25 protein-coding genes are annotated in these 26750 nt (G+C 36.6%); all 25 read left to right on the forward strand.

Features of this window, described 5'->3' with window-relative positions; genetic code table 11:
• Window positions 1–802: 802 nt before the first annotated feature.
• The 25 genes from ACS5NO_RS03565 (at window position 803) to ACS5NO_RS03685 (ending at window position 26745) form a co-directional block, all read left to right on the forward strand.
• Entirely contained in the window at window positions 803–1654 is an 852-nt protein-coding gene (locus ACS5NO_RS03565) for a polysaccharide biosynthesis/export family protein (protein WP_439413866.1), read from the forward strand.
• A gap of 72 nt (window positions 1655–1726) precedes the next feature.
• Window positions 1727–4099, forward strand: coding sequence for a GumC family protein (locus tag ACS5NO_RS03570; RefSeq protein WP_439413867.1), 2373 nt, complete (start codon window positions 1727–1729; stop codon window positions 4097–4099).
• Between the two features lie 131 nt (window positions 4100–4230).
• The gene (locus ACS5NO_RS03575) at window positions 4231–5337 is read left to right on the forward strand and encodes a sugar transferase (protein WP_439413868.1); all 1107 of its coding nucleotides are present in this window, start codon (window positions 4231–4233) and stop codon (window positions 5335–5337) included.
• Window positions 5338–5369: 32 nt separating this feature from the next.
• A complete protein-coding gene (locus tag ACS5NO_RS03580; protein WP_439413869.1) occupies window positions 5370–6512 on the forward strand; it encodes a DegT/DnrJ/EryC1/StrS family aminotransferase in 1143 nt (380 codons plus the stop codon).
• Between the two features lie 3 nt (window positions 6513–6515).
• A complete protein-coding gene (locus tag ACS5NO_RS03585) occupies window positions 6516–7091 on the forward strand; it encodes an acyltransferase (protein WP_439413870.1) in 576 nt (191 codons plus the stop codon).
• 22 nt (window positions 7092–7113) lie between these two features.
• Window positions 7114–8076 carry a Gfo/Idh/MocA family oxidoreductase gene (locus ACS5NO_RS03590; RefSeq protein WP_439413871.1) on the forward strand — a complete coding sequence of 321 codons (963 nt, stop codon included), beginning with the start codon at window positions 7114–7116 and terminating at the stop codon, window positions 8074–8076.
• Between the two features lie 42 nt (window positions 8077–8118).
• Entirely contained in the window at window positions 8119–8997 is an 879-nt protein-coding gene (locus ACS5NO_RS03595; protein WP_439413872.1) for an ABC transporter permease, read from the forward strand.
• Between the two features lie 21 nt (window positions 8998–9018).
• A complete protein-coding gene (locus ACS5NO_RS03600) occupies window positions 9019–10290 on the forward strand; it encodes an ABC transporter ATP-binding protein (RefSeq protein ID WP_439413873.1) in 1272 nt (423 codons plus the stop codon).
• Between the two features lie 4 nt (window positions 10291–10294).
• Window positions 10295–11716, forward strand: coding sequence for a class I SAM-dependent methyltransferase (locus ACS5NO_RS03605; protein ID WP_439413874.1), 1422 nt, complete (start codon window positions 10295–10297; stop codon window positions 11714–11716).
• 124 nt (window positions 11717–11840) lie between these two features.
• Window positions 11841–12452, forward strand: a complete 612-nt coding sequence (locus tag ACS5NO_RS03610) for a CatB-related O-acetyltransferase (protein WP_439413875.1) — start codon at window positions 11841–11843, stop codon at window positions 12450–12452.
• A gap of 255 nt (window positions 12453–12707) precedes the next feature.
• Window positions 12708–13526, forward strand: a complete 819-nt coding sequence (locus ACS5NO_RS03615; RefSeq protein ID WP_439413876.1) for a glycosyltransferase family 2 protein — start codon at window positions 12708–12710, stop codon at window positions 13524–13526.
• A 7-nt stretch (window positions 13527–13533) separates the two neighbouring features.
• A complete protein-coding gene (locus tag ACS5NO_RS03620) occupies window positions 13534–14466 on the forward strand; it encodes a glycosyltransferase (protein ID WP_439413877.1) in 933 nt (310 codons plus the stop codon).
• A 211-nt stretch (window positions 14467–14677) separates the two neighbouring features.
• The gene (locus ACS5NO_RS03625; protein WP_439413878.1) at window positions 14678–15673 is read left to right on the forward strand and encodes a Gfo/Idh/MocA family protein; all 996 of its coding nucleotides are present in this window, start codon (window positions 14678–14680) and stop codon (window positions 15671–15673) included.
• Window positions 15674–15681: 8 nt separating this feature from the next.
• On the forward strand, window positions 15682–16815 hold the full coding sequence (locus ACS5NO_RS03630) for an NAD-dependent epimerase/dehydratase family protein (protein WP_439413879.1): 1134 nt from the start codon (window positions 15682–15684) through the stop codon (window positions 16813–16815).
• Window positions 16812–17849, forward strand: coding sequence for a glycosyltransferase (locus tag ACS5NO_RS03635; protein WP_439413880.1), 1038 nt, complete (start codon window positions 16812–16814; stop codon window positions 17847–17849). The genes ACS5NO_RS03630 and ACS5NO_RS03635 overlap by 4 nt, the downstream gene beginning before the upstream one ends.
• Entirely contained in the window at window positions 17842–18270 is a 429-nt protein-coding gene (locus ACS5NO_RS03640; protein WP_439413881.1) for a cupin domain-containing protein, read from the forward strand. Before ACS5NO_RS03635 ends, ACS5NO_RS03640 begins: the two co-directional genes overlap by 8 nt.
• Before the next feature lie 30 nt (window positions 18271–18300).
• Window positions 18301–19188, forward strand: coding sequence for a hypothetical protein (locus tag ACS5NO_RS03645; protein ID WP_439413882.1), 888 nt, complete (start codon window positions 18301–18303; stop codon window positions 19186–19188).
• 24 nt (window positions 19189–19212) lie between these two features.
• On the forward strand, window positions 19213–19983 hold the full coding sequence (locus ACS5NO_RS03650) for a class I SAM-dependent DNA methyltransferase (protein ID WP_439413883.1): 771 nt from the start codon (window positions 19213–19215) through the stop codon (window positions 19981–19983).
• Entirely contained in the window at window positions 19953–21086 is a 1134-nt protein-coding gene (locus ACS5NO_RS03655; protein WP_439413884.1) for a DegT/DnrJ/EryC1/StrS family aminotransferase, read from the forward strand. The genes ACS5NO_RS03650 and ACS5NO_RS03655 overlap by 31 nt, the downstream gene beginning before the upstream one ends.
• A 58-nt stretch (window positions 21087–21144) precedes the next feature.
• Window positions 21145–22356 carry a glycosyltransferase family protein gene (locus tag ACS5NO_RS03660; protein WP_439413885.1) on the forward strand — a complete coding sequence of 404 codons (1212 nt, stop codon included), beginning with the start codon at window positions 21145–21147 and terminating at the stop codon, window positions 22354–22356.
• 143 nt (window positions 22357–22499) lie between these two features.
• On the forward strand, window positions 22500–23210 hold the full coding sequence (locus ACS5NO_RS03665; RefSeq protein WP_439413886.1) for an FkbM family methyltransferase: 711 nt from the start codon (window positions 22500–22502) through the stop codon (window positions 23208–23210).
• A 53-nt stretch (window positions 23211–23263) separates the two neighbouring features.
• Complete coding sequence (locus tag ACS5NO_RS03670; RefSeq protein WP_439413887.1) at window positions 23264–24091, forward strand: glycosyltransferase family 2 protein; 828 nt, start codon at window positions 23264–23266, stop codon at window positions 24089–24091.
• A gap of 62 nt (window positions 24092–24153) precedes the next feature.
• Entirely contained in the window at window positions 24154–24648 is a 495-nt protein-coding gene (locus ACS5NO_RS03675) for a class I SAM-dependent methyltransferase (RefSeq protein WP_439413888.1), read from the forward strand.
• Window positions 24649–24734: 86 nt separating this feature from the next.
• A complete protein-coding gene (locus tag ACS5NO_RS03680; RefSeq protein WP_439413889.1) occupies window positions 24735–24992 on the forward strand; it encodes a class I SAM-dependent methyltransferase in 258 nt (85 codons plus the stop codon).
• 100 nt (window positions 24993–25092) lie between these two features.
• Window positions 25093–26745 (forward strand): hypothetical protein, encoded by a 1653-nt coding sequence (locus tag ACS5NO_RS03685; RefSeq protein ID WP_439413890.1) that lies wholly within the window; start codon window positions 25093–25095, stop codon window positions 26743–26745.
• Window positions 26746–26750 lie beyond the last annotated feature (5 nt).

Consider the following 26750-nt stretch of genomic DNA (forward strand, 5'->3'; position numbering starts at 1 on the left):
ATCAGCTATCCGCCTTTCCTTTAGGGAATCTTGTATTTGGCCGTTTCGCTACAATTCGATCAACAAAATAGTCTACAATCATTTTCAAAAATTATGGTCTGATAACAGTATTTTTTTTCATAAAAAATGAGTAGATTTTCAAAAAAAAGGATTTCAACTGCTGAACAATTAAGCGTTACAGATTCTTGTATGTGTTAAAATAGATAAAAATTTCATATAATATATTCATTTTTATTTATTTTCAATTAGAAAGTAGATAAAAAGTTTTCCATATAATACTTGAAAGCAAGGCGGTCAATTAAGACGGATGGTGTCCATAAGTAGGGTTTTTTTAAAAAAAAAATTGAACGTTTTTGTAAACTATCCAATTTTATCATTAAATTCGCTGGTAGATTAGAATGATAGAATTAAAAAGTACTTGGTTTTTACTTTTTAAAAACTAAAGAATAGCCATCTTTTTAGTTTTGTGAAAAAGAACATTTTTATTTTTAGATTAGAAGTAATCTGTTGATGCAAGTTATACATTAAATTAGTGAAATTATTTAAAGCTTGCTAGTTAAAAATACTTAAGTATGATTCTTGGAATGCCAGTTCCTAAGTTCAACATTGTAAATTCAAAAATTTAAAATATCGGGTTTTTAACGCACATTAAAGAAGTTTAAAGGACTTTGTATCAGTCGTATTCCATTTTTTTTCTACGTCCAATTATTATAATGGGACTGAACGGGCGAAGCCTTGGAAATTAACGAATTTTATGACCTGCATCCCATCTTAAATGTAACTTTCTGAAAATTAACACTAAATGGGTATAGGTATTCTAAACACAATTAAAGAAATAGAAAAAGTCATTCTCATTGGATGTTTCCTTGTCTTTCAATTATCATCCTGCAAAAGTGTTAAACCGCCCCCGCCCCAATTCGAGTATTTTCAGAGTAAAGATTTAACCTTCCCGGCTTCTATCGAAACCGCTGTTCCCCAGATATCTAAAATCCAGAAAGGGGATATTCTCGGCATTATCGTGAGTAGCTTAAATAAGGAATCCAATGAGATACTCAACTTCTACAATGTAAGCTCATTGCCACTTGCCACCTTTTCGCCGGGCGCTGCGGGAGCCGGCAATCAGCCGCTGGGTTATCCCGTAGATTCGTTGGGAAATGTGTCCATGCCGCTCATTGGCAAGCAAAAGCTGGAAGGGTTGACCTTGCAACAGGCTGAGGAAAGAATCAGGCTTGAAGTTGAAAAAACGCTCAAGGATCCGGCGGTCAACATTCGGTTTATGAATCACAAATTTACGGTTCTGGGTGAAGTAGGGAACGTCGGTACATTTAATTTACTGAATGATCAGACCACCCTGATTGAAGCCATAACAGCAGCCGGGGATTTGACGGTATATGGAAAAAGAGATAGCATTACCGTTATCCGGTCGGTGAAAGGGAAACGGGAAATCGGGAAAGTAAGCCTGCGCAACCGCGAAGTTTTCACCTCTCCGTATTTCTACGTCAAGCATGATGACATTATTTATGTGGAGCCTACGAAGGATAAGACGCTTCCACCCCAACCGCAACCAACCAGTTTATTTGTTCAGCGAGCACCCATTTATTTGAGTTTATTTACGACATTTCTATCGGTATTTTATTTGATATCGCGATTTTGAGACCATCGCACAAGGTAATCTTTCAGGAACGGTTACATTGTCTACCTGCGTTCGGTTATTGAAAATTTGACTATGAGCAGCGCTGAACAGATTTTTGAAGAAGATGATGATACTGATATTCTTGGTTACGTCTTTAAATATCTGCGTTACTGGTATTGGATTGTTTTGGCTCTGGGCTTAAGTTTTACCTTTGCTTATGTATACCTGAAACAATACACGCCGATTTATCAGGTAAATGCCACACTTTTGATCAAGGACGAGAAAAAAATGAACGCCGAAGTGCTCGAAAAACTGGACATGGGCGGTCGGAGTAAACTCGTAGAGAATGAAATCGAAGTGTTGAAATCAAGGGCATTGATTAGACGAGTCGTAGACGACCTAAATCTGATTGTAACCTATTGGAAAGAAGCAAAAGCACGGGATAATGAATTGTATACGGATAGCCCAATTGTGTTGAATACGACAGAATTAACGGCTTTTGCCTACGGCAATCCTCTATACATTAAAGTAGAGTCCGGCAATAAATACCAACTGCTGGACAACGAGCAGAATAAAATAGGAACGTTTGAATATAATCAGTTGGTAAAATCCAAATACGGTAAATTTCGGGTATCTGATCGGGACAGTCTCAACACCGTATATACTACACCGATAAAGGTTGTTTTTCAGGATCGCGACGGGTTGGTAAACGGTTTAATCAGTGGATTGCAGATCGCACTTCTCAACCCCAAGAGCACACTCATTTCTCTGGGCCTCGAAACTGCGGTGCCGGGTAAAGGCAAAGATATCCTGATGAAATTACTGGACGAATATGCCTTTACGTCCTTAGAAGATAAAAACCGGGAAGCTACCAATACGCTTCGTTTTATTGAAGAACGGCTGAAGCTGGTTACGGCAGAATTGGGTGGGGTTGAACAAAATGTAGAACAATTTAGAAAAACGAAGGGTGTCGGCGATTTAAGCTCGGAAGCAAATTTGTTTTTGGGAAAAGTCGAAGAAAATGATTCAAAACTGAATGAACTCGATATTCAGTTAAAAGTTCTGGATGGGATCGACGAGTATTTGAATAGCTCCCAGGTAGGTATTGTGGCACCGGCTACGATGATGGGGGTTAGTGATCCAGTCCTGACTTCTTATATTGCGCAATTATCACAATTGGAAATAGATCGGAGTAAACTGGCCCAAACCGTTCAGCCTGGCAACCCCTACCTGGAAACTATTAATAGCCAGATGCGGAATGTGAAACAAGCGATTCGTGAAAATCTAAATAACCAACGGGCTAGTTTAAATGTGACGAAACGCAGTTTAATTGAATTAAATAACCGGTTTGAAGGTGCAATTTCAACCATTCCACGGAAAGAACGAGAATTTGTAGGTATTAAAAGACAGGCAAATATCAAAGAAGATTTATACTTATTGTTGTTAAGAACGCGCGAAGAAACGGCTTTATCATATGCGTCTACGGTTACTGACAGCCGACTGGTCGATGCTCCCTTTGCAACAGGTGAAGCCATCAGGCCCGTTAAAAATAATATTTACTTAATTGCTTTTTTATTAGGTCTCTCGATACCGATTGGGCTTATTGCCATCAAAGAAATGCTGACCAATACGGTTCAGTCCAAAAAAGAAATTGAAAAGAGAACCGGCTTGGAAGTTTTTGGCGAAGTAGGCATTAAACCAAAAGAAGAAAAAGGAGAAATCATTGATATAAAAAGCCGTAGTTTTGTTAGTGAACAGATTCGGATGCTTCGTTCTAACATGCAATATCTATTTTTAGATACCAAGGAGGGCGTCGGGAATACGATTCTGATAACATCATCTACAAGCGGAGAAGGGAAGAGTTTCATCGCACTTAACTTCGCGGCTTCTTTGGCTTTTCTGGACAAAAAAGTAGTTATTATTGGTCTGGATTTGCGGAAACCCAAAATACAAGAATATCTACATATTAGTAACAAGGTGGGTATGTCGAATTACCTGATCGGGAAAGCCGAGATTGAAGAGGTAATTCATAGTACCTTAATTGAAAACGTTTATTTGATCCCTAGTGGACCCATACCTCCTAATCCCTCCGAGTTGATAGCCAATGGCCGGATTATAAAACTGATCGAAATTCTGAGACAATCTTTTGACTATATTTTAATCGATACTCCCCCAGTTGGTCTAGTAACTGATGCTACGCTCCTGTCAGCTTATACGGACGTTTGTTTTTATTTAGTACGTCATGAGAAAACACCCAAGCTCTATCTGAATACGATAAATGACCTGAATAAGAAGAAAGTATTTAAATCCCTCAATGTGATTTTTAATGCAGTCAATTACAAAAACTCCTCTGATTATGGCTATGGATACGGATACGGGTATGGCTATGGCTATGGAAAAGGGGGATATTATGCTGAAAAAACAACCCAGAAAAGCTGGTTCAATCGATTTATAACGAAGGATTAATGTGATCCATAAGATCCATAACTATTGACACTAGTCGTCCTCCCTTAATGGGAATTCAGGGTGCCAAGTGGAAGTTTTAATATTACAAGTGCATTTCTGTTTACCTACAGTTTCCCTGTCCTACCTATAAAATGTTTTACAGTCTGTTTACCTTAAAGGGTGAGCGCTCACTAGAGTCGGATTTTCCGAAAGAGAAATTCGATCCAATAAATTCGATCTCATCCGGTAACGGATTTTTACAAAAGAAAATACCTGATTATTTATTGAATTTTGCCAATAAGCCTAACTGGACCTGTGTACAACTAGAAGAGATCATAAAAAATACATCTCATCGGAAAGTTGATAATTTGTACCTTGATGAGATCCTCTTAAAATCGGATAATCCTAATCTGATTTTCGAAAGAATTCGCCAATCCTTATCGCCCGATGGTTACTTCGCTTTTAGAATAGTCACGGCGGAAAATATTAAGTTCAAAATTCAGGAGCGGTTTTCTTCCAGCATATTCAATATTTATTACCCATTTCACTTTTTATCCAGAAGGGTTCTGCCTAAGCTCAAAGGATGTCGAAAAATTTGCCGGTTACTGACAATACCTATCGACGTTTCTAAAGCCGAGATAATGGGTAGGCTTATTTATAAAGGTTTCAATATCATCGATTTGGTAGAGACCGACTACGAAACGGTCATTATTACGCAGCCTAGTAGCGTTTCTAATCCCAGTATTTCAAATCCTGAACCCAATGAAGGGTTTCTTTTTAAGATGAAACGTCTGGGTGAAAACGGGAAAGGAATCACCGTTTATAAATTTCGTTCAATGCATCCCTACGCTGAATACGTACAGGACTATTTACACCGAAAAAATGGGCTGGAAGCGGGGGGGAAATTCAAAAACGATTTCAGGGTCAGTACGGGCGGGCGAGTACTCCGCAAATACTGGATCGACGAATTGCCAATGCTATATAATTTGTTAAAAGGCGATATTAAATTAATTGGTGTCCGCCCCATTAGTGAGCATTATTTTAGCTTGTATCCCGAACACGCCCAAGTCATCAGGAAAAAATATAAACCCGGTTTATTACCGCCTTTTTACGCCGATATGCCGGTTACTTTCACGGAGATCGTTCAGTCGGAAGTAAATTATTTGCAGGCGTATGCAAAAGCCCCATTTCAGACGGATCTGCTATATCTCAGGCGGATACTGACCAACATTATTGTTAAAAAAGTACGTAGCAAATAGCTTTTTTAACCGGAATACCTGACGCCTTCGCCATGCAAACCGACGATCTGGGGACTATTCAAATGGTTGATTTACGAAATCAATACCTGAAAAGTAAAGCTGCGATCGATACTGCAATTCAGGATTGTATCGATTCAACTGCTTTCATCAAAGGACCCCAGGTAGCATCGTTTGAACAACAACTGGCCAAGAATCTGAACATCCCGTATGTGGTTTCCTGCGCGAACGGAACCGATGCACTGCAACTGGCCATGATGGCGCTGGACTTAAAACCAAACGATGAAGTGATCGTGCCGGCGTTTACCTACGTGGCCACTGCCGAAGTAGTTGCCTTGCTCGGTCTAAAACCGGTCATCATTGATGTCGACCCGCGGACGTTTACCATCGATCAGAACCTGGTGGCTGAAGCAATTACCCCCAAGACCCGACTGGTGGTTCCGGTGCATTTATTTGGCCAGTGCGCTGATATGGAGGGGATTCTGCAATTGTGCAACGATCAGGATATTGCCGTTATCGAGGATGCTGCCCAGGCCATTGGAGCGACCTACACTTTTCGGGATGGACGCGTAAAAACCGCCGGTGCGCTGGGCGATTTGGGGACAACCTCGTTCTTCCCTTCCAAGAACCTGGGTTGCTTTGGTGACGGCGGGGCGGTTTTCACTAATTCCGAGCGATTAGCCGAGAAAGTAAAAATGATTGCCAACCATGGTCAGTCCCGGAAGTATTCTCATGAGACGATTGGGGTGAATTCCAGATTAGATTCTATTCAGGCAGCCATTTTAATCGAGAAACTAAAACAGTTGACGACGTATACACGTAACCGTCAGCGCGTGGCAGACTTATATGATGAAGTGTTGGAAACTTGCGATGCTATTGAAATTCCGTACCGGGCCAGCCAATCGACGCATGTTTTTCACCAGTATACGTTGAAAGTCCCGGCCGACCGCCGGGACGATTTGAAAGCCTACCTGAGTCAGAAAAAAATACCCAGTATGATCTATTATCCGATGCCACTGAACAACCAGAAGGCTTATCAGGGAATCGGAAGGGTAGTCGGTAATTTGAAAGTGACGCAGGATCTGTGTCAGCGGGTTATTTCGTTGCCGATGCATACGGAGTTGTCGGATGTGCAGGTGGCCTACATTGCTGAATCGGTGATCGACTATTTCGCTTAAACCGTGGAATCCGTTTTTATCCATCCGACCGCCGTTGTCGACGAAGGTTGTGAAATTGGCGAGGGGACTACCATCTGGCATTTCTCTCATATTATGCCCGGCTGCATCATCGGCAAAAGCTGTAATATCGGCCAAAACGTGGTGGTTTCACCAAAGGTGGTATTGGGCAATAACGTAAAAGTACAAAACAACGTGTCGATTTATACGGGCGTTACCTGCGCCGACGATGTGTTTCTGGGTCCTTCCATGGTGTTTACGAATGTCTCCAACCCGCGGAGTGCCATTAACCGACGTGCACAGTACGAAAAGACGCACGTTGGCAAAGGAGCCAGTATCGGGGCCAACGCGACGATTGTGTGCGGAAATGACATTGGTGAATATGCCTTTATTGGCGCCGGTGCCGTGGTCACCAAATCCGTACCGCCTTACGCCCTGGTCATTGGTAACCCGGCAAAACAGTTGGGCTGGATCAGTGAATACGGGCATCGACTGGTTTTCGATGCAGATGGGATCGCAACCTGTCCGGAAAGTGGGGTGTTTTATCAACTGAAAAATGGTGCCCTGTCGATTACCGAATGAAAAACGTGTATTTCTGTCTCCCATGAAACGATTTGCCCTGATTGGTGCTGCCGGATTTATCGCACCACGCCACTTCAAAGCCATCAAAGAAACCGGTCATGCCGTCGTCACCGCTTTCGATAAATTCGATTCCGTAGGCATCATCGACAGTTTCTTTCCCCAGGCTGATTTCTTCACGGAATTCGAGCGCTTCGATCGACATGTCGACAAATTACGGCGCGGAGGCAAGACACCCATCGACTACGTCAGTATTTGCAGCCCCAATTACCTCCATGACGCCCACATTCGGTTTGGGCTACGAAGCGGTGCCGATGTCATTTGCGAAAAACCGCTCGTGTTGAATCCATGGAACATCGGCGCCATCGCTGAAATGGAAAAAGAAACCGGAAAGAAAGTATATAATATTCTCCAACTCCGGCTACATCCCACCATTATTGCCTTAAAAAACCGGATGGATAAGGACACATCGGGTAAAATCTACGATCTTGATTTAGCGTATATTACCTGCCGGGGGAAATGGTACAACACCAGTTGGAAAGGGGATAAGAGTAAATCCGGGGGGATTGCCACCAATATTGGCGTTCATTTTTTTGATATGCTTACCTGGATCTTCGGGAAAGTAAAACAAAATACCGTACACGTCCACGAGGATAACAAAGCCGCCGGTTACCTGGAACTGGAACGCGCTCGCGTACGGTGGTTCTTGAGTACGGATGATGAATCACTCCCGGAAGCGATCAGACTTACGTCCAAACGGACCTACCGCTCGCTGCAAATCGAAGGGGAAGAAATCGAATTTAGCGACGGTTTTACGGATCTGCACACGAAGAGCTACGAACAAATTCTGGCGGGAAACGGATTTTCGCTCAGTGAGGCTTCGCCATCCATAGAAATTGTTCATTATATCCGGAATGCCAGCCTGAGCCCACTTAGCGGGGATTATCATCCGTTGGCCAATAACCGACAGAATAAGATTGCGGTATAGTTACCAAACAGCCAATGTATACAGACAGCAGCAGGCATTGCAATGATTGAAGTAGAAGACGAAGCGATCGTCGATCAGGAAAAAGAGACGTACGCCCACTCGATTACCCCGCAGAACAGCTTGTTCGACTTGCGGTTAGCCGAAATCTGGCGGTATCGCGACCTGCTGATGCTGTTTGTCCGCCGTGATTTTGTGGCGAAATACAAACAGACGATTCTGGGGCCAATCTGGTTTTTTATTCAACCCATTTTCCAGACGGCGGTTATGGCTATCGTCTTTGGCGGAATGGCCGGATTATCGACCGATGGGGCACCACCCATTTTGTTTTATCTGGCGGGCGTCACAGCCTGGAACTACTTTGCCAACTGTTTGCGAGCCACTTCAAACACCTTTACAGCGAATGCCGGCTTGTTCGGAAAAGTCTATTTTCCGCGAGCAGTTACGCCCTTATCAGTCGTCATCAGCAATCTGATTCAGTTCGGAATCGGGATGCTCTTGTTCCTGGTGATGTTCATCTTTTTTGCCTTTACAGGTTATGATTTGCACCCAAACAGCACACTACTCTTATTGCCGCTGCTGATCGTCATCATGGGCTTTATGGGGCTTGGGCTTGGGATGCTCGTTTCTGCCATGACCACCCGTTACCGCGATCTGCAATATTTAGTCGAGTTTGGGGTACAACTGTTAATGTATGCGACACCGGTTATTCTCCCATTGTCGGCGGTTCCGGAGAAATACAAGTTCATCATGTTGATCAATCCCATGACGGGCGTTATCGAGACTTTTAAATATGGATTTTTAGGCATAGGTACGTTTTCCTGGGGATTGCTTGGCTATTCAGCCGGATTTACAATCATCGTGTTTTTGGTTGGATTGATGATCTTCAACAGAACGGAGAAAAACTTTATGGATACGGTTTGAGCCGGTCGCTGAATTGAACGCATGAAACCGATCATAAAAGTTGAGAATCTGTCCAAGCAATACCGTCTTGGTACAATAGGTACCGGAACCATGCGGGAGGATGTTCAGCGATGGTGGCATCGCGTCAGGGGGAAGGAAGATCCTTACCAAAAAATTGGCGAAACCAACGACCGGAGTAGTAAAGGCAGTAGCGAATACGTTTGGGCACTTAAAGACATCAATTTCGAAGTAATGCCAGGTGAAGTTTTAGGTATTATTGGTAATAACGGAGCTGGTAAATCGACATTACTCAAAATCCTGTCTAAAGTAACGGGGCCAACCACCGGGCGAATAGACTTCAATGGACGAATCGGGAGTCTATTGGAGGTAGGCACTGGGTTTCACCCTGATTTGACAGGACGAGAAAATATCTTCTTGAATGGCGCCATTTTAGGAATGACCAAGCGAGAAATTAATTCAAAGCTTGATGAAATTATAAACTTCTCAGGATGCGAACGCTATATTGATACACCTGTAAAACGCTATTCAAGCGGAATGACTGTACGATTAGGATTTGCAGTTGCCGCCCATCTTAATCCTGAAATTCTAATTGTTGATGAAGTGTTGGCGGTAGGCGATATAGAGTTTCAAAAGAAAGCAATCAGAAAGATGCAGGATGTAAGTCGTAACCAAGGAAGGACTGTATTATTTGTGAGTCACAATATGGCGGCTTTGAGGAATTTATGCACAAGCGGATTAACAATAAGAAATGGAAAAATAGAAGGGATTAAGAAAGGAATAAATGAAGTTGTAGATGAATATATGAATTACTCTACAAATAAACCCTTAAATATTCCAATAGTAGAGAGGCAAGATAGAGCTGGTACAAGAGAATTGAAATTTGTAGGATTAAAGATTTGTAATACACATAATGGATCAGATATATATGTCGGTACGCCTATAATTTTTGAAATACATTATATATCGATGCATAATAGCTTTGTTGGAAATTTTCTTATAAGTATTAATTCTGATAGACAAGAATGTCTAACATTTTTGGAATCTGAAATTATTGAAGGGTTTACCACAAAATTTGAAAAGGAGGCAAAAATTAGAGTGTCTTTAACAGGAGATATCTCTTTACCACCAGGTACATATTATTTGAATATTGCTGCCTATGTGAACGGTGAAATTGCAGATCATGTGCAACATGCATTAATATTTAATGTGAGTGAGGGCCAGTTTTTCTTATTTGGTAGATTACCAAGAGGAAAGGGCGCTTTCCTTACAAAACAACAGTGGAAAATAAATTAAATATATGGAAGCCGTAAATTATTCTACTAAATCAATGGTTGATGATTTTGGTCGTGTTTTCTTTTTTAAAAACAAAGTTTACAGAGCTATAAATCCAAAAAGAGAAAAATATTGTATTGATTTACTTAAGTCTGATTTATTTACTGTATTAACAGAAAAAGGATTAATACCTAAAACAAAAATTTCAAACTTTGAATTAGATGATTTTAATCTTATACTTGAACATGAAAAATTAAGAGAAATACCTCAACATGAATGGTCTTTCGAGATATTTAAAGCTGCTGCAATATTAGTATTAGATATCAATGATATATGTAATAAGCATGGATATGAATTAAAAGATGCACATACTTTTAATATACTATTTAGGGGACTTGAGCCTGTTTATGTTGATATTGGTAGTATTACGCAAATACAAGATGGCAATTGGGTTGCGTTAGATGAGTTTATTGGAGTATTTTATCTTCCAATACAATTTTATTTACAAAATGAATTTTATATTTTCAGGAAGCTTGTTGAAAGTAATTTTTATAGATTACAAACTGCACCATTCCAAACATATTATTCTTCTAGTTTATGTAAATTAATCAAAAAAAAACCATACAAATATAATTTAAGGATTGGCAGTGTAGTATTTAAAAATGTGTCTATAAATTTGCATACATTAGGAATTATATGTAGGGCAATAAATAAGATCGAGAATATAATCTTTGGTGGAAAATTAAAACTAGTCAAATTGTCTTGTGAATTACACTCAAAAGAATGGATAAAAAACACAATATTAAACTCAACCATAAAATGTAAAAATACTGAGTGGTCAGGTTATCACGAACAAAACTATGGTCTTAAAGAAAATACAGTTATTCCATCAAGGTTTGAGCAAATTATTAATTTAATAAACGATTTGTGTAGTAAAGATGAGATTGATTCAATTATTGATATAGCTGGTAATGAAGGTATTATGTCGAAATTAATTTATTTAAAAACATCAATTAAAAATATTGTCTTAATTGATTATGACGCACTTGCAATAGATAGTGCGTATAGTAATTTTAAAGAATTAAATACTGAAGGAAGAGTATCAATCGCATTGTTGAATTTTATATTCACTCTGAATATAGAAGATACCGCTAAAAGATATAGGTCAGATATAGTTCTGGCTTTAGCTGTGACTCATCATCTAATATTGACACAGGAGTATTCAATAGAAGTAATATTTGAGCGACTCAAGATGTTCTCGAATAAATACGTAGTCGTCGAATTTATGCCATTAGGCCTTTGGTCTATTCATACTAAGCAAGGGCCCAAACCTCCGCAATGGTATAATTTAGAATGGTTTAATGAAAAATTTCAACAATATTTTCAATTAATAGAAATGAGAAAAATTGAGGAAAATAGAATAGTATTTTTAGGATGTAAAAAGTAGATTTATTTGTATTTTTTATCGTATTATAAATATGTTAAAATATATTAAATTGAAAGTATACTTATTATGTAAATTTATACTGACTAAGTTGTTACCTGAGACGAATGTTCTATTTCAAAAAAAATTGAATATATTTTTGGATGAAAACGTATATTTTGATCAATTAAGAGTAAGTTTTACTAGTTCAAAATTAGGAGATAATGTAAAATTATATAAACCCTATAAAATTGATAATGCTGTAATAGGATCATATTCATATATAGCGGAAAATTCAATTATTTCAGAAACTATTATTGGAAAATTCTGTTCTATCGGTCCTAATTTAGTTTGTGGTTGGGGTATTCACCCTATAAGTGGAATCAGTACAGCACCAATGTTTTATTCAACATGCAAACAGAATGGTATAACGCTATCATTGTTTGATAAGATAATTGAACGCAAGAGGATAAGCATTGGGAATGATGTATTTATTGGTGCTAATGTTACAATTTTAGATGGAGTTACTATAGGTGATGGCGCAATTATAGGAGCTGGAGCTGTTGTATCAAAAGATATACCCCCATATGCTATTGCTGTAGGGGTACCAATCCAAGTACTTAAGTTTAGGTTTGAAAATGATACAATTGAAAAACTGATGCAAATAAAATGGTGGGATTCTGATGAGGGTGTTTTAAAAGATTTGGAGGCAATGTTTTTCAAAATAAATGATTTTGTTGATAAATATGCTAAAGGCTAATATAATAAATTATTTCGATTGAATGATAATTTGCAAATGAAATGACGTTGTTTATCTTCTAATAGAACTGATTTATCTAAAGTTATCGATTTATTAGTTTTTGATCGATCTTTTCGTGTAAATGTTGTAAAAAGAAAAATAAAGTATTTTTAATTTACGAAGCTTGCAATAGAAAAATCGGACATAATCAAAGTGCAACACTAATTAGTATACGAGAATTTAACTAATTCTTTAATTTTATAATAAATATTTATTTTGAAACCTTTTTTTAGCGTAATAATTCCAACTAATAATAGTGCTGAAGTTATTTCTTTTTGTTTGGAAAGTGTATTGAATCAAAACTTTGAAAATTTTGAAATTTTGATTATGGATGCTGTTTCATCTGATAATACTTTGTCGATTGCTCAAAGTTATTATGATAATCGAATTAGAATATTTTCAGAACATGATGAGGGTATCTACGATGCCATGAACAAAGGTATTGTTCGTTCGAAAGGAGAATGGCTGTATTTTTTAGGAAGTGACGATTTATTATATAAAGAAAATATTTTAAAATACATATATGATTTAATAAGTTTATATAATAAATTAGATGTACTATATGGAAATGTTTTAATGTTGCCGTCAAATACTATTTATGATGGAGAGTTTACTTTTGAAAAGATGCAGACAGTAACAATTTGTCATCAAGCGATTTTTTATAAAAGAAGCATTTTTGATGATTTTGGTTTATATAACATTAAATATAAAGTTTTTGCGGATCATGATATTAATCTTAATTGGCTATTTAGCGATAAACATAAAAACTTATTTATTAATGTGATTATTGCTGCATACTCAGAATCTGGTTTTAGCTCATATTATAAGGATGTAGAATTTGAGGCTGACTTTGATCAAAAACTTTTTAGGTTAGCTTTGGGAAAATACTCATTTGTTAAGTTAAAAGAATTAGCTTTAAGGATTTCATTTTTAAAAAAGGAAAAAAAAGAGATTTGTTATTCAATTATTTATCTTTCGATTTATTATGTTTTTAGATTATTAGACTTGGTTAAAAGAAGAATTTTAAGGAAATAGGATTGTTATGGCTAAAACTCCCTTGGTAAGCATCTGCTCAACAACATATAATTTGGAAAAATATATATCAGAAGCTATTGATAATTGGTTAATGCAAAGAACAAACTTTGAATTTGAAATTATAATATGTGATGATTGTAGTGTAGATAATACTGTTGCAATAGTTGAATCTTATATCCAAAGATGGCCGGATAAAATTACGTTATTTAAGACTGAACAAAATTTGGGAATGATGTCTAATTATATTCGGTCTATAGTGGCTGCTCAAGGTAAATATATTGCAATTTGTGATGGCGATGATTATTGGATAGATGAAAATAAGCTTCAGATGCAAGTGGATTTTTTAGAATCAAATACTGATTTTGTGGCGAGTTTGACAAACTCTATTGTTTTAAATGATGAAACAAAGGAAACCAAAATTGCTAAAACATTAGTTTGGGATGAGGCAGATAGCTTAGATTTACTTTTCCATGATGATTTTAATAAGGATAACATTGACTTATCTGCTGGTCATGTTTCTACTTATTTATTTAGAAACCATTTAATAGAGAAATATCCTGATTGGTTCTATGATGATGATGTTATAACAGATTTTCCACTTTATTTGATTAATTCGAAATATGGAAAAACAAAGTTTTTTAATACAAGCACAAGCGTCTATAGAAATAGAATAGGTAGTCATTCATTCACTTGGTATGGTTATCTGAAAATTCAAAGAAGTAGAATTAAAATGTATAAGTGCATTAATGAATATCTTGAGTACAGGTATGAAAAAAGAATAAAAGAAATTATTGCTAAGCATTACTTAAATATCTTTAAATACAGTTTAAAGAATAGTCAGACGGAAGATGCATTTTTTGCATTTATGGATGTGTTTAAAAATAATCCTAAAGAAATATTATGCTACTTTTTTACTGGAATTAAGAATAGATTAAGATGAAATTGATTGAATAAATAGAATTGTTATTGTAGAGGCTTAGGTTCTCGCTTAGGCGAAATCATTCTATTAATATTCAGCCAACGGTTGAATTGGATAGGTAATCTATTTCCTAGTATTTATTTAGTAAAAGTTGATAAACATTATTTGCTTTAGAAAGAAGTTTCGGTCTCCTACTAACATTGAAAATCTGAGTTTTAGCTACTATAATTAAATGAAAATAATAATTATTGGTGGTGGCTTAGTCTCTGAAATGTTTCATATTCCTGCTGCTTTAAAACTATTTGGAATTGAAAATGTTATTGTCGCTGAATCCTCCGACACTCAGAGGAAAAAGCTTGTTTTCTTGTTTCCCGGTATTATTGTGATTGAGGGAATCAATCAGCGACCAAAGGATATTAACTTTGCTATTATCGCTACACCTCCTCATACACATATTGAGTTGATGCGATCTTTAGTAGAGAATTCTATTCCATTTCTCTGCGAAAAACCAATAGCTTTTAGCGCTAGTTCAGTTTCCCAAACTATTGTACGTTGCTCGGAGCTTAGAATTACTGCTGGCGTATGTCATACTTATCGGTTCCTACCTAACCGCCAGGAAATTAAAAGACTTATTAACAATGGTTTTTTTGGCAATGCACCTGAAATAGAAATTCTTGAAGGCGATCCTACAACTTGGTCGTCAGTGACGGGCTATAATTTCCGCAGAGAAATTACATCTGGGGGAGTAATGCTTGATGGAGGCATTCATTCGCTTGATTTCATCTTGTGGTGTCTTGGGCTACCTGCTAATATTACTTATCAGGATGATTCGCTTGATGGGCTGGAAAGTAATGCCCGGCTATATCTTTCATTTCCTTCTTCTGCAAAGGCTTTCTTTCGTATAAGTCGCACTTGCTATCTACCCAATACTATCACGGTGATGGGTAATAGCCATAAGGCCCAATTCGGAATTTTTGATTTTGCCAACTTCGTTCTTGACGGGCAAATCATATCGGTTAGCGAACGTTACCCTGATGAGGCCTCTAATTGGAATGATATTGCCACAGTTCAATTATCCGACTTCATTGAAGCTGTTCGGCAAAATCGTGACCCTCGCTGCTCACTAACTGAAGCAATAAATAGTGTTCAAGTCATAGAAGAATGCTATCGTAAGAAAAGAAGTAATCCTTTACCTGCCCTACTTCCTTTGCCAGGATTGACTTTTTAATTTGATTAATGAAAAGATACCAAGGGATAAAGGTATTAGTTACAGGTGGTACTGGGTTTATAGGTAGTCGTCTGGTAGAACGTCTTGCTTTCGAGGAAGGGGCTGAAGTCCATGTATTAGTGAATAATTGGGCAAAAGCAACTTGGGTAAGCCGCTTTCCTGTTACACTAATCAAAGGTTCCATAAACTCTGTCAGCGATTTGATTGCTGCTATGTACGGATGCTCAATTGTTTTTCATTGCGTTGGTCTTGGCGGTTCGATGGCTGAAGCTATGAAGATAAACGTTGAGGGGACTAAGGCCGTACTGGAAGCCGCCCACCGGCAAGGTGTTGATCGCGTAGTGTATTTCAGTAGTGCTGTAGTGCATGGACCTGTTATTGTTGAGGGGATGAACGAAGATGCCCCCCAGAAGCAAACTGATGACGCTTACGCAGATTCCAAGATTGCAGCTGAAAAGATGTTTTGGGAGAAAACATCTGACTTTGGTATTCAGGGTGTCATTTTGCGTCCAACGTATGTTTGGGGGCCAAATTCCCAATATTATACCATTGATTTTATTCGACAAATGCAGGCAAAGAATTTTGTATTGGTCGACGAAGGAAAAGGGAATTGCAATGCAGTTCATGTAGATAATGTCGTCGATGTGGCTATTTTGGCTGGGCAGCATCCAAAAGCTATAAACAAAAGTTTTCTGATCACTGATGGAGAGGATCTAACTTGGAGGCAGTTTTATGAGTATTATGCTAATATGGTTGAGTTCCCACTTGGTAAGGCTATATCTGTGAACTCAAAACACAATGTATGGAGTAAGTCGGCCTATGCGTTGAAGTATTTCTTAGCACAAACCCGTGACATACTCACCACTATCTCTAATAAGCTTGAGCCTCATGCCAGGCAGCCAACTCGACTCATCATAAAGGCACCACGTAAACTGGTGAAAATGGCCCTTAAATCTATAGAACGTCGGTATCCTGAAATAACAGATTGGGATCTAAAAGCTTATAGTTCCACTGGACGCATAGATCTTTCACGTCTGAAAAATCTACTAAATTACACGCCACGAAAGTCTGTAAAGCAGGGTATGTCTGAATGTGAAATCTGGTTGCGAGACCAGAATTATATTGCTGATTCTGATCGATGATTGTATCTGTTATCATCCCTACGCTGAATCGAAGTTGTCAGCTTCAACGAACACTTTACTCGCTAAGTCAGCTTCCTGAAGATCGTACTTTGTTTGAAATTATAGTAATTGATAATGGGTCAACCAACGAAACAGAACGCGTAGTAAAAACCTTTATAGAAGAAAATAATCGACTCGATGTCCGATACTTTTACGATCCAGTTCCCGGTTTACTGACTGGTAGGCATAGGGGAGCTCAAGAGGCTCGAGGAGAAACATTTACCTTTATTGACGATGATGTACAAGTCTGTCAAACTTGGCTTTCAGCCATTATCGAGGTTATGCGTTCACAGCCAGGTATAAGTCTACTGACTGGTCCTTGTCTTCCACTGTATGAGATTCCCCCACCCTACTGGGTATCAAATTTATGGCGTAGCAATGAAATGGGAAAATATTGCGGTTGGTTTAGCCTTCTCGATTTTGGGGGTGAGCCCCGAATAATCGACCCAGATTTTGTTTGGGGGCTAAATTTTACAATTCGTCGAGATGCATTTTTCAAACTAGGTGGATTTCATCCTGACAGTATGCCGGATGACTTACAAATATTTCAAGGAGATGGAGAAACTGGATTAACCCGCAAAGCAAAAGAGCAAGGAATTTTAGCCTTTTATCATCCTAGGGTAAAACTGCTACACGAAGTTCCACAGACTAGACTCACTCCTGAATACATTAAAAAGCGTGCCTTTTTTCAAGGTGTTTGTAATTCCTTTTCTAAAGAGAGAGAGGAAAAATACAAGTATAAGTTACCTAGCCTAAACAGTAAAATAAGAAAACCGAGTCTTATTTCAAGCTTTAAGAGAAACTGTAGAGAATTGTATAGAAAAATCAATTTCAGTTTTAATAGGCCAGAACCTGATCTAATATCTGAACTTAATGCTGAAGAGATGAAGGGTTATGAGTTTCACAAAAAAGCGTTTGATACCCGACCAGAGGTAAGAGATTGGGTACTTCAGGAGAATTATCTGAACTATGAACTTCCTACTATTTATGATTGAACGCATTTTACATGGTGAATCAGAACTTGCCATTATTATCCGGAGTACCTTCAAGCGGGAAGGAATTGAATTTTTCACTAATGATAAATTCTCTCAACAGCTTGGTTATATGAATCGGTGCAAGGGCTATGTGATTCCTCCGCACCGGCATAATATCATTCCCAGGGAGGTGATACTAACCCAGGAAGTTCTTTTCATCAAATCCGGTATGGTACGTGTAGATTTTTATGATGACGCTCAAACGTATGTAGAAAGCCGGATACTCGAAGACGGAGATATCATTTTACTGGCCGCTGGAGGGCATGGATTTGAAATGATGGAGGCAAGTGAGATCATAGAGGTGAAGCAGGGGCCTTATGTAGGAGAACGGGATAAAGTCAGATTTGATCCAGTTGAATTTCAGAATGTTATGGTTAGATAGGCTAATTTCGAAATATCAAAAATCATCTATATGATAAAAAAAATACTCGTCAAACTTGGCCAGGTAATGTTTCCGGGAGGGAGTAATAGAATAGATCATGAATTACTAGCCAAAACCAACCCGTCGCTAAAAGCCCTTCAAGTTAGTCTTTATAATAAATGGCGTACGGACTATGAAGCGGGTCATCCCTTGCCGAAGCTCGAGCATACCGGAATGCGAATTTTTTCACAATTAGAAGAAGATGGCCTTTTGCTATATATATTCTCAATTCTTGGAATGGGCAACAGACGTTTCGTTGATTTGGGAGCGGCTGATGGTATCAATAGTAATTGTGCTAACCTGGCTCTCAATTGGGGTTGGGAAGGACTATTCGTTGATGGCGATGGTGAACAAATTGACCGAGGTAAAAGCTTCTATGCCAAACACCCCGATACTTGGTTGTATCCGCCTAAATTCTGCTGCGAGTTCATAAAGACTGAAAATGTAAATGACATACTTGAACGAAACAGTGTAACTGGAGAAATTGAGTTTCTCAATATAGACATTGATGGAAATGATTACTGGATTTGGGATGCCATTAAAGCTGTTGACCCCAAAGTAGTGATGGTCGAAACACATGTCGAATTCGGTAAGGAGCCTATTACTGTAGCCTATGATCCTGATTACGTCTACCCTCCTGCCCGGCATCCGCAGTATTTTGGGGCTGGTCCGACAGCCCTGGAGAAACTCGCTCGCAAAAAAGGATATAGACTAGTTGGCTCAAATCTTTATGGGTTCAATACAATTTATATAAAAGAAGGACTGGCTGAAGACGTCTTTCCGACTGTAACCGTAGATTCAATCCTCAAACACCCACGGAACAAGGAACGTCATCAGCTTTTCGAACCTATCAAAGACTGGGATTACATTCGGGTATAAATACTCTTCAAGAATTTATTATTTATGAGTTCAATGACCAATGTCAATTTCAACACGTATAGCAAATACTATGATCTTCTTTACAAGGATAAAGATTATCGGAAAGAAGCTAATTATGTTATTGGATTGCTCCATAAATTTCAACATACAGCTTCTTCGATTTTGGAGTTGGGTTCTGGCAGTGGGGCACACGCTGAATACTTTTGTTCGGCAGGCTATGTAGTAGTCGGCATAGAGAGAAGCCAGGAAATGATTGAAGTATCGCGTCAAAAGAAAATGGCCAACTTCAAAGTAATACGGGCTGATATAACTGACTTTGCTCTTGAGCGTTCATTCGATGTTTCAGTCTCACTATTTCATGTCCTAAGTTACTTAACAGATAATTCTTCTTTAATTCGCACTTTTCAATTAACGGCGTTACATCTTGTTGAAGGCGGTTTATTTATTTTCGATGTGTGGTACACGCCCGCTGTTTTAACACTGAAGCCTGAGACGCGTATCAAGAGGCTTGAGGATGACGACGTGCATATAACTAGAATAGCAGAGTCGACGATGCATGTCAACCGAAACGTTGTGGATGTGAATTACGAAGTTCATCTAAGGAACAAAGCCACGGATGAAACAAAAACCATCTTAGAAACACATCCCATGCGACATTTCTCGATCCCTGAAATTGAATTACTCGCGCTTCATACTGGTTTTGAGTTGTTGCGAGCTGAAGAATTTGTAACAGGACTTCCTCTTTCAATCAGCACTTGGGGGGCATGCTTCGTACTAAGAAAAAAATCAGCCTGATGATCCCAGTTAATACGCCATTGTTGTCAGGCAACGAAGAAAAATATCTTCGAGAATGTATTAAAACTGGATGGATATCCTCTGAAGGGCCTTTTGTAAGTAAGTTTGAAACTGAGTTTGCAAGTTATATTGGAATGCGACATGGAATTGCAGTCGCTAACGGTTCAGGTGCTCTTGACATTGCTATTCAAGCACTTGATATTGGTGTTGGGGATGAAGTGATTATGCCAACCTTTACTATAGTCTCTCCAGCTTTTTCTGTCGTTCGAGCCGGTGCCACTCCAGTGTTAATAGATAGTGATCCATTCACATGGAATATAGATGTCCATCAAATTGAGGAAAAAATCACATACAAGACTAAAGCCATAGTTGTGGTACATATATATGGATTGCCAGTTGATATGGACCCAGTTATAGCTCTATGTGAAAAATACAATCTTTTTCTTATCGAAGACGGAGCGGAAATGCACGGCCAAGATTATAAGGGTCAGTCAATAGGTTCATTTGGACACTTGAGCACATTTAGCTTCTACCCAAACAAGATTATCACTACCGGTGAGGGTGGGATGATATTGTCGAATGACGATAAACTAGCGGAACGATGCAAAAAGCTAAGAAATCTGGCTTTCGAGCCTGATAAACCTCGTTTCGTACATTATGAAATGGGATGGAACTACCGCATGACTAATCTACAGGCTGCATTAGGACTTGCGCAATTAGAGAAAATTGATGAACATATTCGACGGAAACGAGAAATTGGACTACTGTACATGCAAGGGCTAACCATGCTTGAAAACTGTAGACTTCCTATTGAATCCACTTCTTATGCAGCAAATATCTATTGGGTATTTGGAATTGTAGCGAAAACCGAAACGCATAAAGAAAATTGGGTGGCCAATCTTAGTAAAAATGGTATAGGTACTAGACCATTTTTTTGGTGTATGCATGAACAACCTGTTTTTATGAAGATGGGCTTGTTTAAAAACGAAACGTATCCTGTAGCTGAACTATTGGCTCGAAATGGATTTTATATCCCTAGTGGTTTAGGCTTAACAAATGAAAATGTATACGCAGTCATTAATGCCTTATTATCACTTAATTGAGCTGAGTGTTGCATATGTTTTTAGTAACTGATACAATTTATAGGTAGTAATTTTTCAAATGCACCTACTCTTTATTTATCCTCACCCATATTATTTTACCAACCCTACGCTAGCTTATCTTCTTGGAGAGTTAAAAAAAAGGGAAGAAGTAACTGTGACTTTGTTAATACCAGAGCAGAAAGAGATATTGCCGTCAGAGTATAAAGGATTTTTTTATAAGAAATTTAACTTTAGCGTAACTTGGCCCAAGAAGTTCTGGAAATGGATTCCAATTTTAATAGAATATGCAAGCTTAATCATATACTGCCAAACTAATAAAATAAGTAAGATAATAGCTATTGATCCCGATGGTATAATTGTAGGTGGAAGGTTGAAAAAAAGTTTAAATAATATAGAACTTCATTATATGTCTTTTGAAATACTTTTCAACAGAGAATTAGTAGGGTTAAAATATTTTGGTGAAATAAAAAATAAAGAAATATACTATTCCAGGCTTGTAAATACACTAATTGTTCAAGATGAAGTACGAGCGAAATTGTTATTCTTAGAAAATAAAATAGAGAGCGATAGAGTTAATGTATTTTACATTCCTGTTGCGCCAATAATAAATCAGACATCAAAGTCTGTAACAACTGAATATCGTTCTAAACTAGGTATTGTAGAAGACGAAATAGTTTTATTACACAGTGGTAGCGTTGCAAAATGGAGTGGTGCAGAACTATTAATAAATGCCTTGAAAAAAGGATTACCAAATAAATATAAATTATTAATACACAGTAAACATAAACTGTCTGCTACTAATGAACTTCATGCAGAATTAATTAGACTACAGAAAGAAGGTTATCCGCTTATTCTGCACGATGATTCATTTCCTGATTATGATGACTATCTTAACTTTATGAAATGTGCAAACTATGGTTTGGCATTCTATATTTCTGATAAATCTTCACCATATACAGGCCGAAATATAGAGGAAATAGGATTGGCTTCCGGGAAATTTGCTTCCTATATAAGTCAGGGAATACCAACCATTGTAACATATGCAAAAATATACCAAGAACTCAATAACAAATATAATTTTGGTTTACTAATAAACAGTGTAGAAGAATTTTGTAAAGTACTAGATTCATCTCAAACGTTTGTTTTTAACAATAAAATGATATTTTCTCTATACAAAAATGAATTAGATCCTGAAAAATTTGGAAAACATTATTTGGATTACCTAATGAGACCGATCGAATTGATTACTGAAAAGCAGAAAAATGTGTGAAATATTTTTCGTATAGATTAGAATAAATATTATCTTTAAACTAAAGGTGAATTAGAATTGCTATTATAAATATATTATATTTTGGAAACATAATTAATTTTTTTAACTTTTGATGGCCTTATAATTTTATTTTTAATAAAGAAATGAAAACCTTACTCCGAAAAATAGTGCAAAAATATGGGTTTGATATCAAGCGAATACCGATAGATTCTATTGAAAAACAACATCTCAAACTACTGAATAAATATGAAATTAATTTAGTATTTGATATAGGTGCTAATGTAGGGCAGTTTGTACAAAAATTAAGGAAGAATGGATATAGAGGCCGCGTAGTTTCTTTTGAACCACTACCTGATGCTTTTCAGGAGTTGAAACGTAAAGCTGATCGAGACCCCGGCTGGACAGCGGTCCATATGGCGGTCGGTGATACTATTGGAGAAACCCAAATCAATGTAGCCAAAAACTCCTATAGTAGTTCAATTTTAGAGATGCTTCCATCACATTTGGATAGTGCTCCCCAATCGACCTATTCACATAAAATCAATGTTACACTCCAAACTGTTGATGCATTTATCGAACAGTATTTAATACAAAATAGTCAATTATATGTCAAAATAGATACACAAGGGTATGAAAAAAAGGTTTTTGACGGGTGCTTAAAATCACTAAATAAGATCAGCGGATTTCAAATGGAGTTGTCGCTAATTCATCTTTACCAAGGAGAGACTCTGATGCATGAAATGGTAGAAATTCTTCGAGAGCATGGATTTAAATTAATGATGTTAGATAATGGTCACCATCATCACGAAACCGGCGAATTATTACAGGTTGATGGTTTTTTCTTTCGGGCTTAGTGGTTTTTATTGTTCTGATATTATATGAATTGTTTTATTAATAATATTGGATTTTGAGACTTTCAATTATTACTATAAACTTAAATAATTTTCATGGTTTAGAGAAAACCATAAAGAGCGTGATTAATCAGACATCTGATGATTTTGAATATATTATAATTGACGGAGGATCAACAGATGGAAGTGTAAATATAATTAAGAAATATGAAAATAGGATAACTTATTGGTTAAGTGAGCCTGATCATGGAATTTACCACGCTATGAATAAAGGTATTCTACGAGCTAAAGGAGAATATTGCCAATTTTTAAATTCTGGAGATCTGTTAAAAAGTAATGATGTAACTCAAAAAATGCTTGTAAATTTATCAGATTGTGGCATACTATATGGGAATATGATTAAGAAATTATCGAATGGTAAGCAATATAGAGATAAAAATTTTGACGGCCAAAAGCCTACCATGTTAACCTTTTATAGAGGGACTATAAATCACTCATCAGCTTACATTAAGCGGAACTTATTCAATAAATATGGATTATATGATCAAAATCTTCAAATAGTTTCTGATTGGAAATTCTACTTAATTACTATAGGTATATACAATGAATCTGCCATTTATTGTAATATAGATGTTACTGTTTTTGATATGAATGGAATTAGTAATACTCATACTAAATTAGAAAAGCTAGAACGCAGGCGCGTATTAAAAGAATATATCCCAGCTAATATATTGATAGATTATGATAGGCACTCGTTTGATTTGGAACAAATTACTCGGATAAAAAAGAATAAATTTGCTGGATGGATTTTATGGTTTGTTGAAAGAGTATTGTTTAAATTTGAAAAATTGAAACTGAAAATTGATAGCAATTATTATGAATAAGACAGGCTATGTATAAATGAAATTTGTGTATATAAAAATCAAATATTGTCTTCGATTTTTATATGAATGTACTCTCTTTAAGATTTTTTCTGTATAAAATTATAATAAATTTTTATGTGCCATCAGGATTTATGATTAATCAATTTTATTTTGCTGGCTCATTTAAAATATCTTATAAAGGATTATATATTGTTATGAATAACAATAACAAAAGGGGATTTACATTAGAGAATAAATTGTTTTGGAATAGAGTTGATGATAATTTTTTTTGGGAGAAACAATCTATTAATTTGCGGATTCGGTTAGCAAGCAGTTCTGAAGTTATTATTGATATTGGCGCTAACACAGGAATTTATTCCTTATTAGCTAAAGCGGTAAATCCTAGAAGCCGAGTAATAGGTTTTGAACCAATTAAACGTATATTTAATTGGTATGTGGCAAATTCTAGCATTAATGGATTTGACATTGAGTGTTATCATTATGCTTTGTTAAATACAATCAATTCTAAAAAGATTTATATAGAAAATTCAAATAAAATGTGTGTAGTGCTTCATTAGATTTTGCTAAATAGCATTCGATAAAAAAATAATAAATTTTGATATTAATACAGTGACTATGAGTGATTTTGTTATTAAACATAATTTTGAAAATACACGTAGAAGGACATGAGATAGAAGTACTGCAAGGTATGGATCAATATTTGTTAAGTTATAAGCCAACATTACTGATTGAAATACTAACTGATAGTTTTGGTGCAAAAATCCAAGAAATTTTGAAGTATGCAGATTATTTATATTTTAATCTCAATAAAGATTTAATCCCTATTTTACAAAAAGAAATTATAGCTAGTCAATATCATAACTATTTAATTTGTTTGTTATCAGTTGCAAAAAAAAATTAAACCTGATTTGAAAACGTAGTGCATTTATATTTTACTACAATATGTTTTAGAATAAATTATACTTACTTAAGGGAATAGAATCTTGTTAAAAAGAAAAAAAATGCATAAAAATATCTTTTTTTCATACTCAATTGTAGGGTTGTTATGTATTTACTTTTGTATTGGTATTTTTCCATTTACATTATATGAAACTGATGCATTAGATATTATATCTGGATGTAAATGGATGATAAAAGAAGTGAAATTCGAAGAAAACTATTATACATATAATTTTCAGTCACAGCCAGGGATTTTCTTTTGGGTTATTGTAACTTACAAGTTACTGAATATAAATCTTATTGAGGCTTATTGTTTTGTTTCAGCACTATTCGGTTTCCTGTTTTTAATACTATCTAGTTATTTTGTTTCGCAATTATTGTACTTCTCGTTTGCGTACAGTCTATTATCACTATTGCTTTTTCAAGAAATTTTTAGTGCATGCTTTTATATGAATTCTGCCACAGGTGCTGCATTTTTTATGATGGCTGCATTTGTTCTTATTTTAAATAGGAATTCATTCTTTCGATGTATATTGGCAAGTATTCTTTTGGCGCTTTCAGCATGGACCCGCTTTGATGTAATAGTGGCCTTTCCTGTGATTTTTTTATTAATTAGAGCTAATAATTTTAAGGAAAGGGTTATATTGACTCTCTATATTTTTATTATATTTTTCCTTTTCGTTGGTTTATTATTTTACACTAGTAATGCGCGAAATATTCTTGAAGATATTTTTCATGGTGCTGGGTCATTGTCTTTTATGGAAAATCAGAAAACGGCTCAAAGTTTTTTTTCGTCTCAATTTGCTCGCTCCATTATAGGTTGTTTTTCTATATTGGTATTAACGCTAATTGTTTATGGTACTTATTTGATAATCCGCTGTAAGGAATGGAAATTACTCGGGCTTTATTTATTGCCTATACTATTTTTTATGTTAATTTTAGGGGCAAGAGTTGTCGCCGGTAAGCACATATTATACTACACTCCTTTTCTTGCCTTCCCGGTTATCTATGTATTCAAACATATTATTAAAACTGGATATGCTTATAATAAGAAGCTTCTTTTTATTATTTCAATGGCATTCTTTTTTCAATATATAATAGGTTTTCAATTTTTATTTTCATCTCACCCCTATAGTAATGATGGGTATGTATCTATTAAGCCATACCCTATATTCAGTACACTGCTAAGCTTTCGTTCTAATATTAAGGGATTAGATAGCTTAAAGATAGTAATTGGTGGTGGGACAAAATTGTCTACTTCTGACGAAATGTTATTGTCCTCTGGTATTCTTTTTTCTCCACTTATGTGGCATCAGTTAAAGCGTAATTCTGAAGCTGATTATAAAGCTATTGCAGATTATGTTACTACTTTTAATGATGATACATTGCATATTACTACTAGCCAAGGTGGAGTATATCCAGTTAAGAATATTTTATATTTGAGTGGATATACCATACTAAATCCTGAAAGTAAGTTGTATATCTGGGGCCTTGATCATCAATATGTTTGGAAGAAAAATAATAAGATTGTGATCGTTGATCAAGCCACTTATTCAAAAGAAAGTTACGAACAGTATATTTCTAAACTAACTTCATTTCGTTACAAGCGATATCTTCATATTGCATTTTGGGATTGGGAGCGGTGGTATTTGAACCGTCATGGAAAATTCTTTGGTAGGCTTCATCATGTAGGCTATTTATTCTTAAACCAATAATTGGG

This window comes from Larkinella fluvii (assembly GCF_051857545.1).
In the GTDB taxonomy this organism is placed as follows: Bacteria; Bacteroidota; Bacteroidia; order Cytophagales; family Spirosomataceae; genus Larkinella.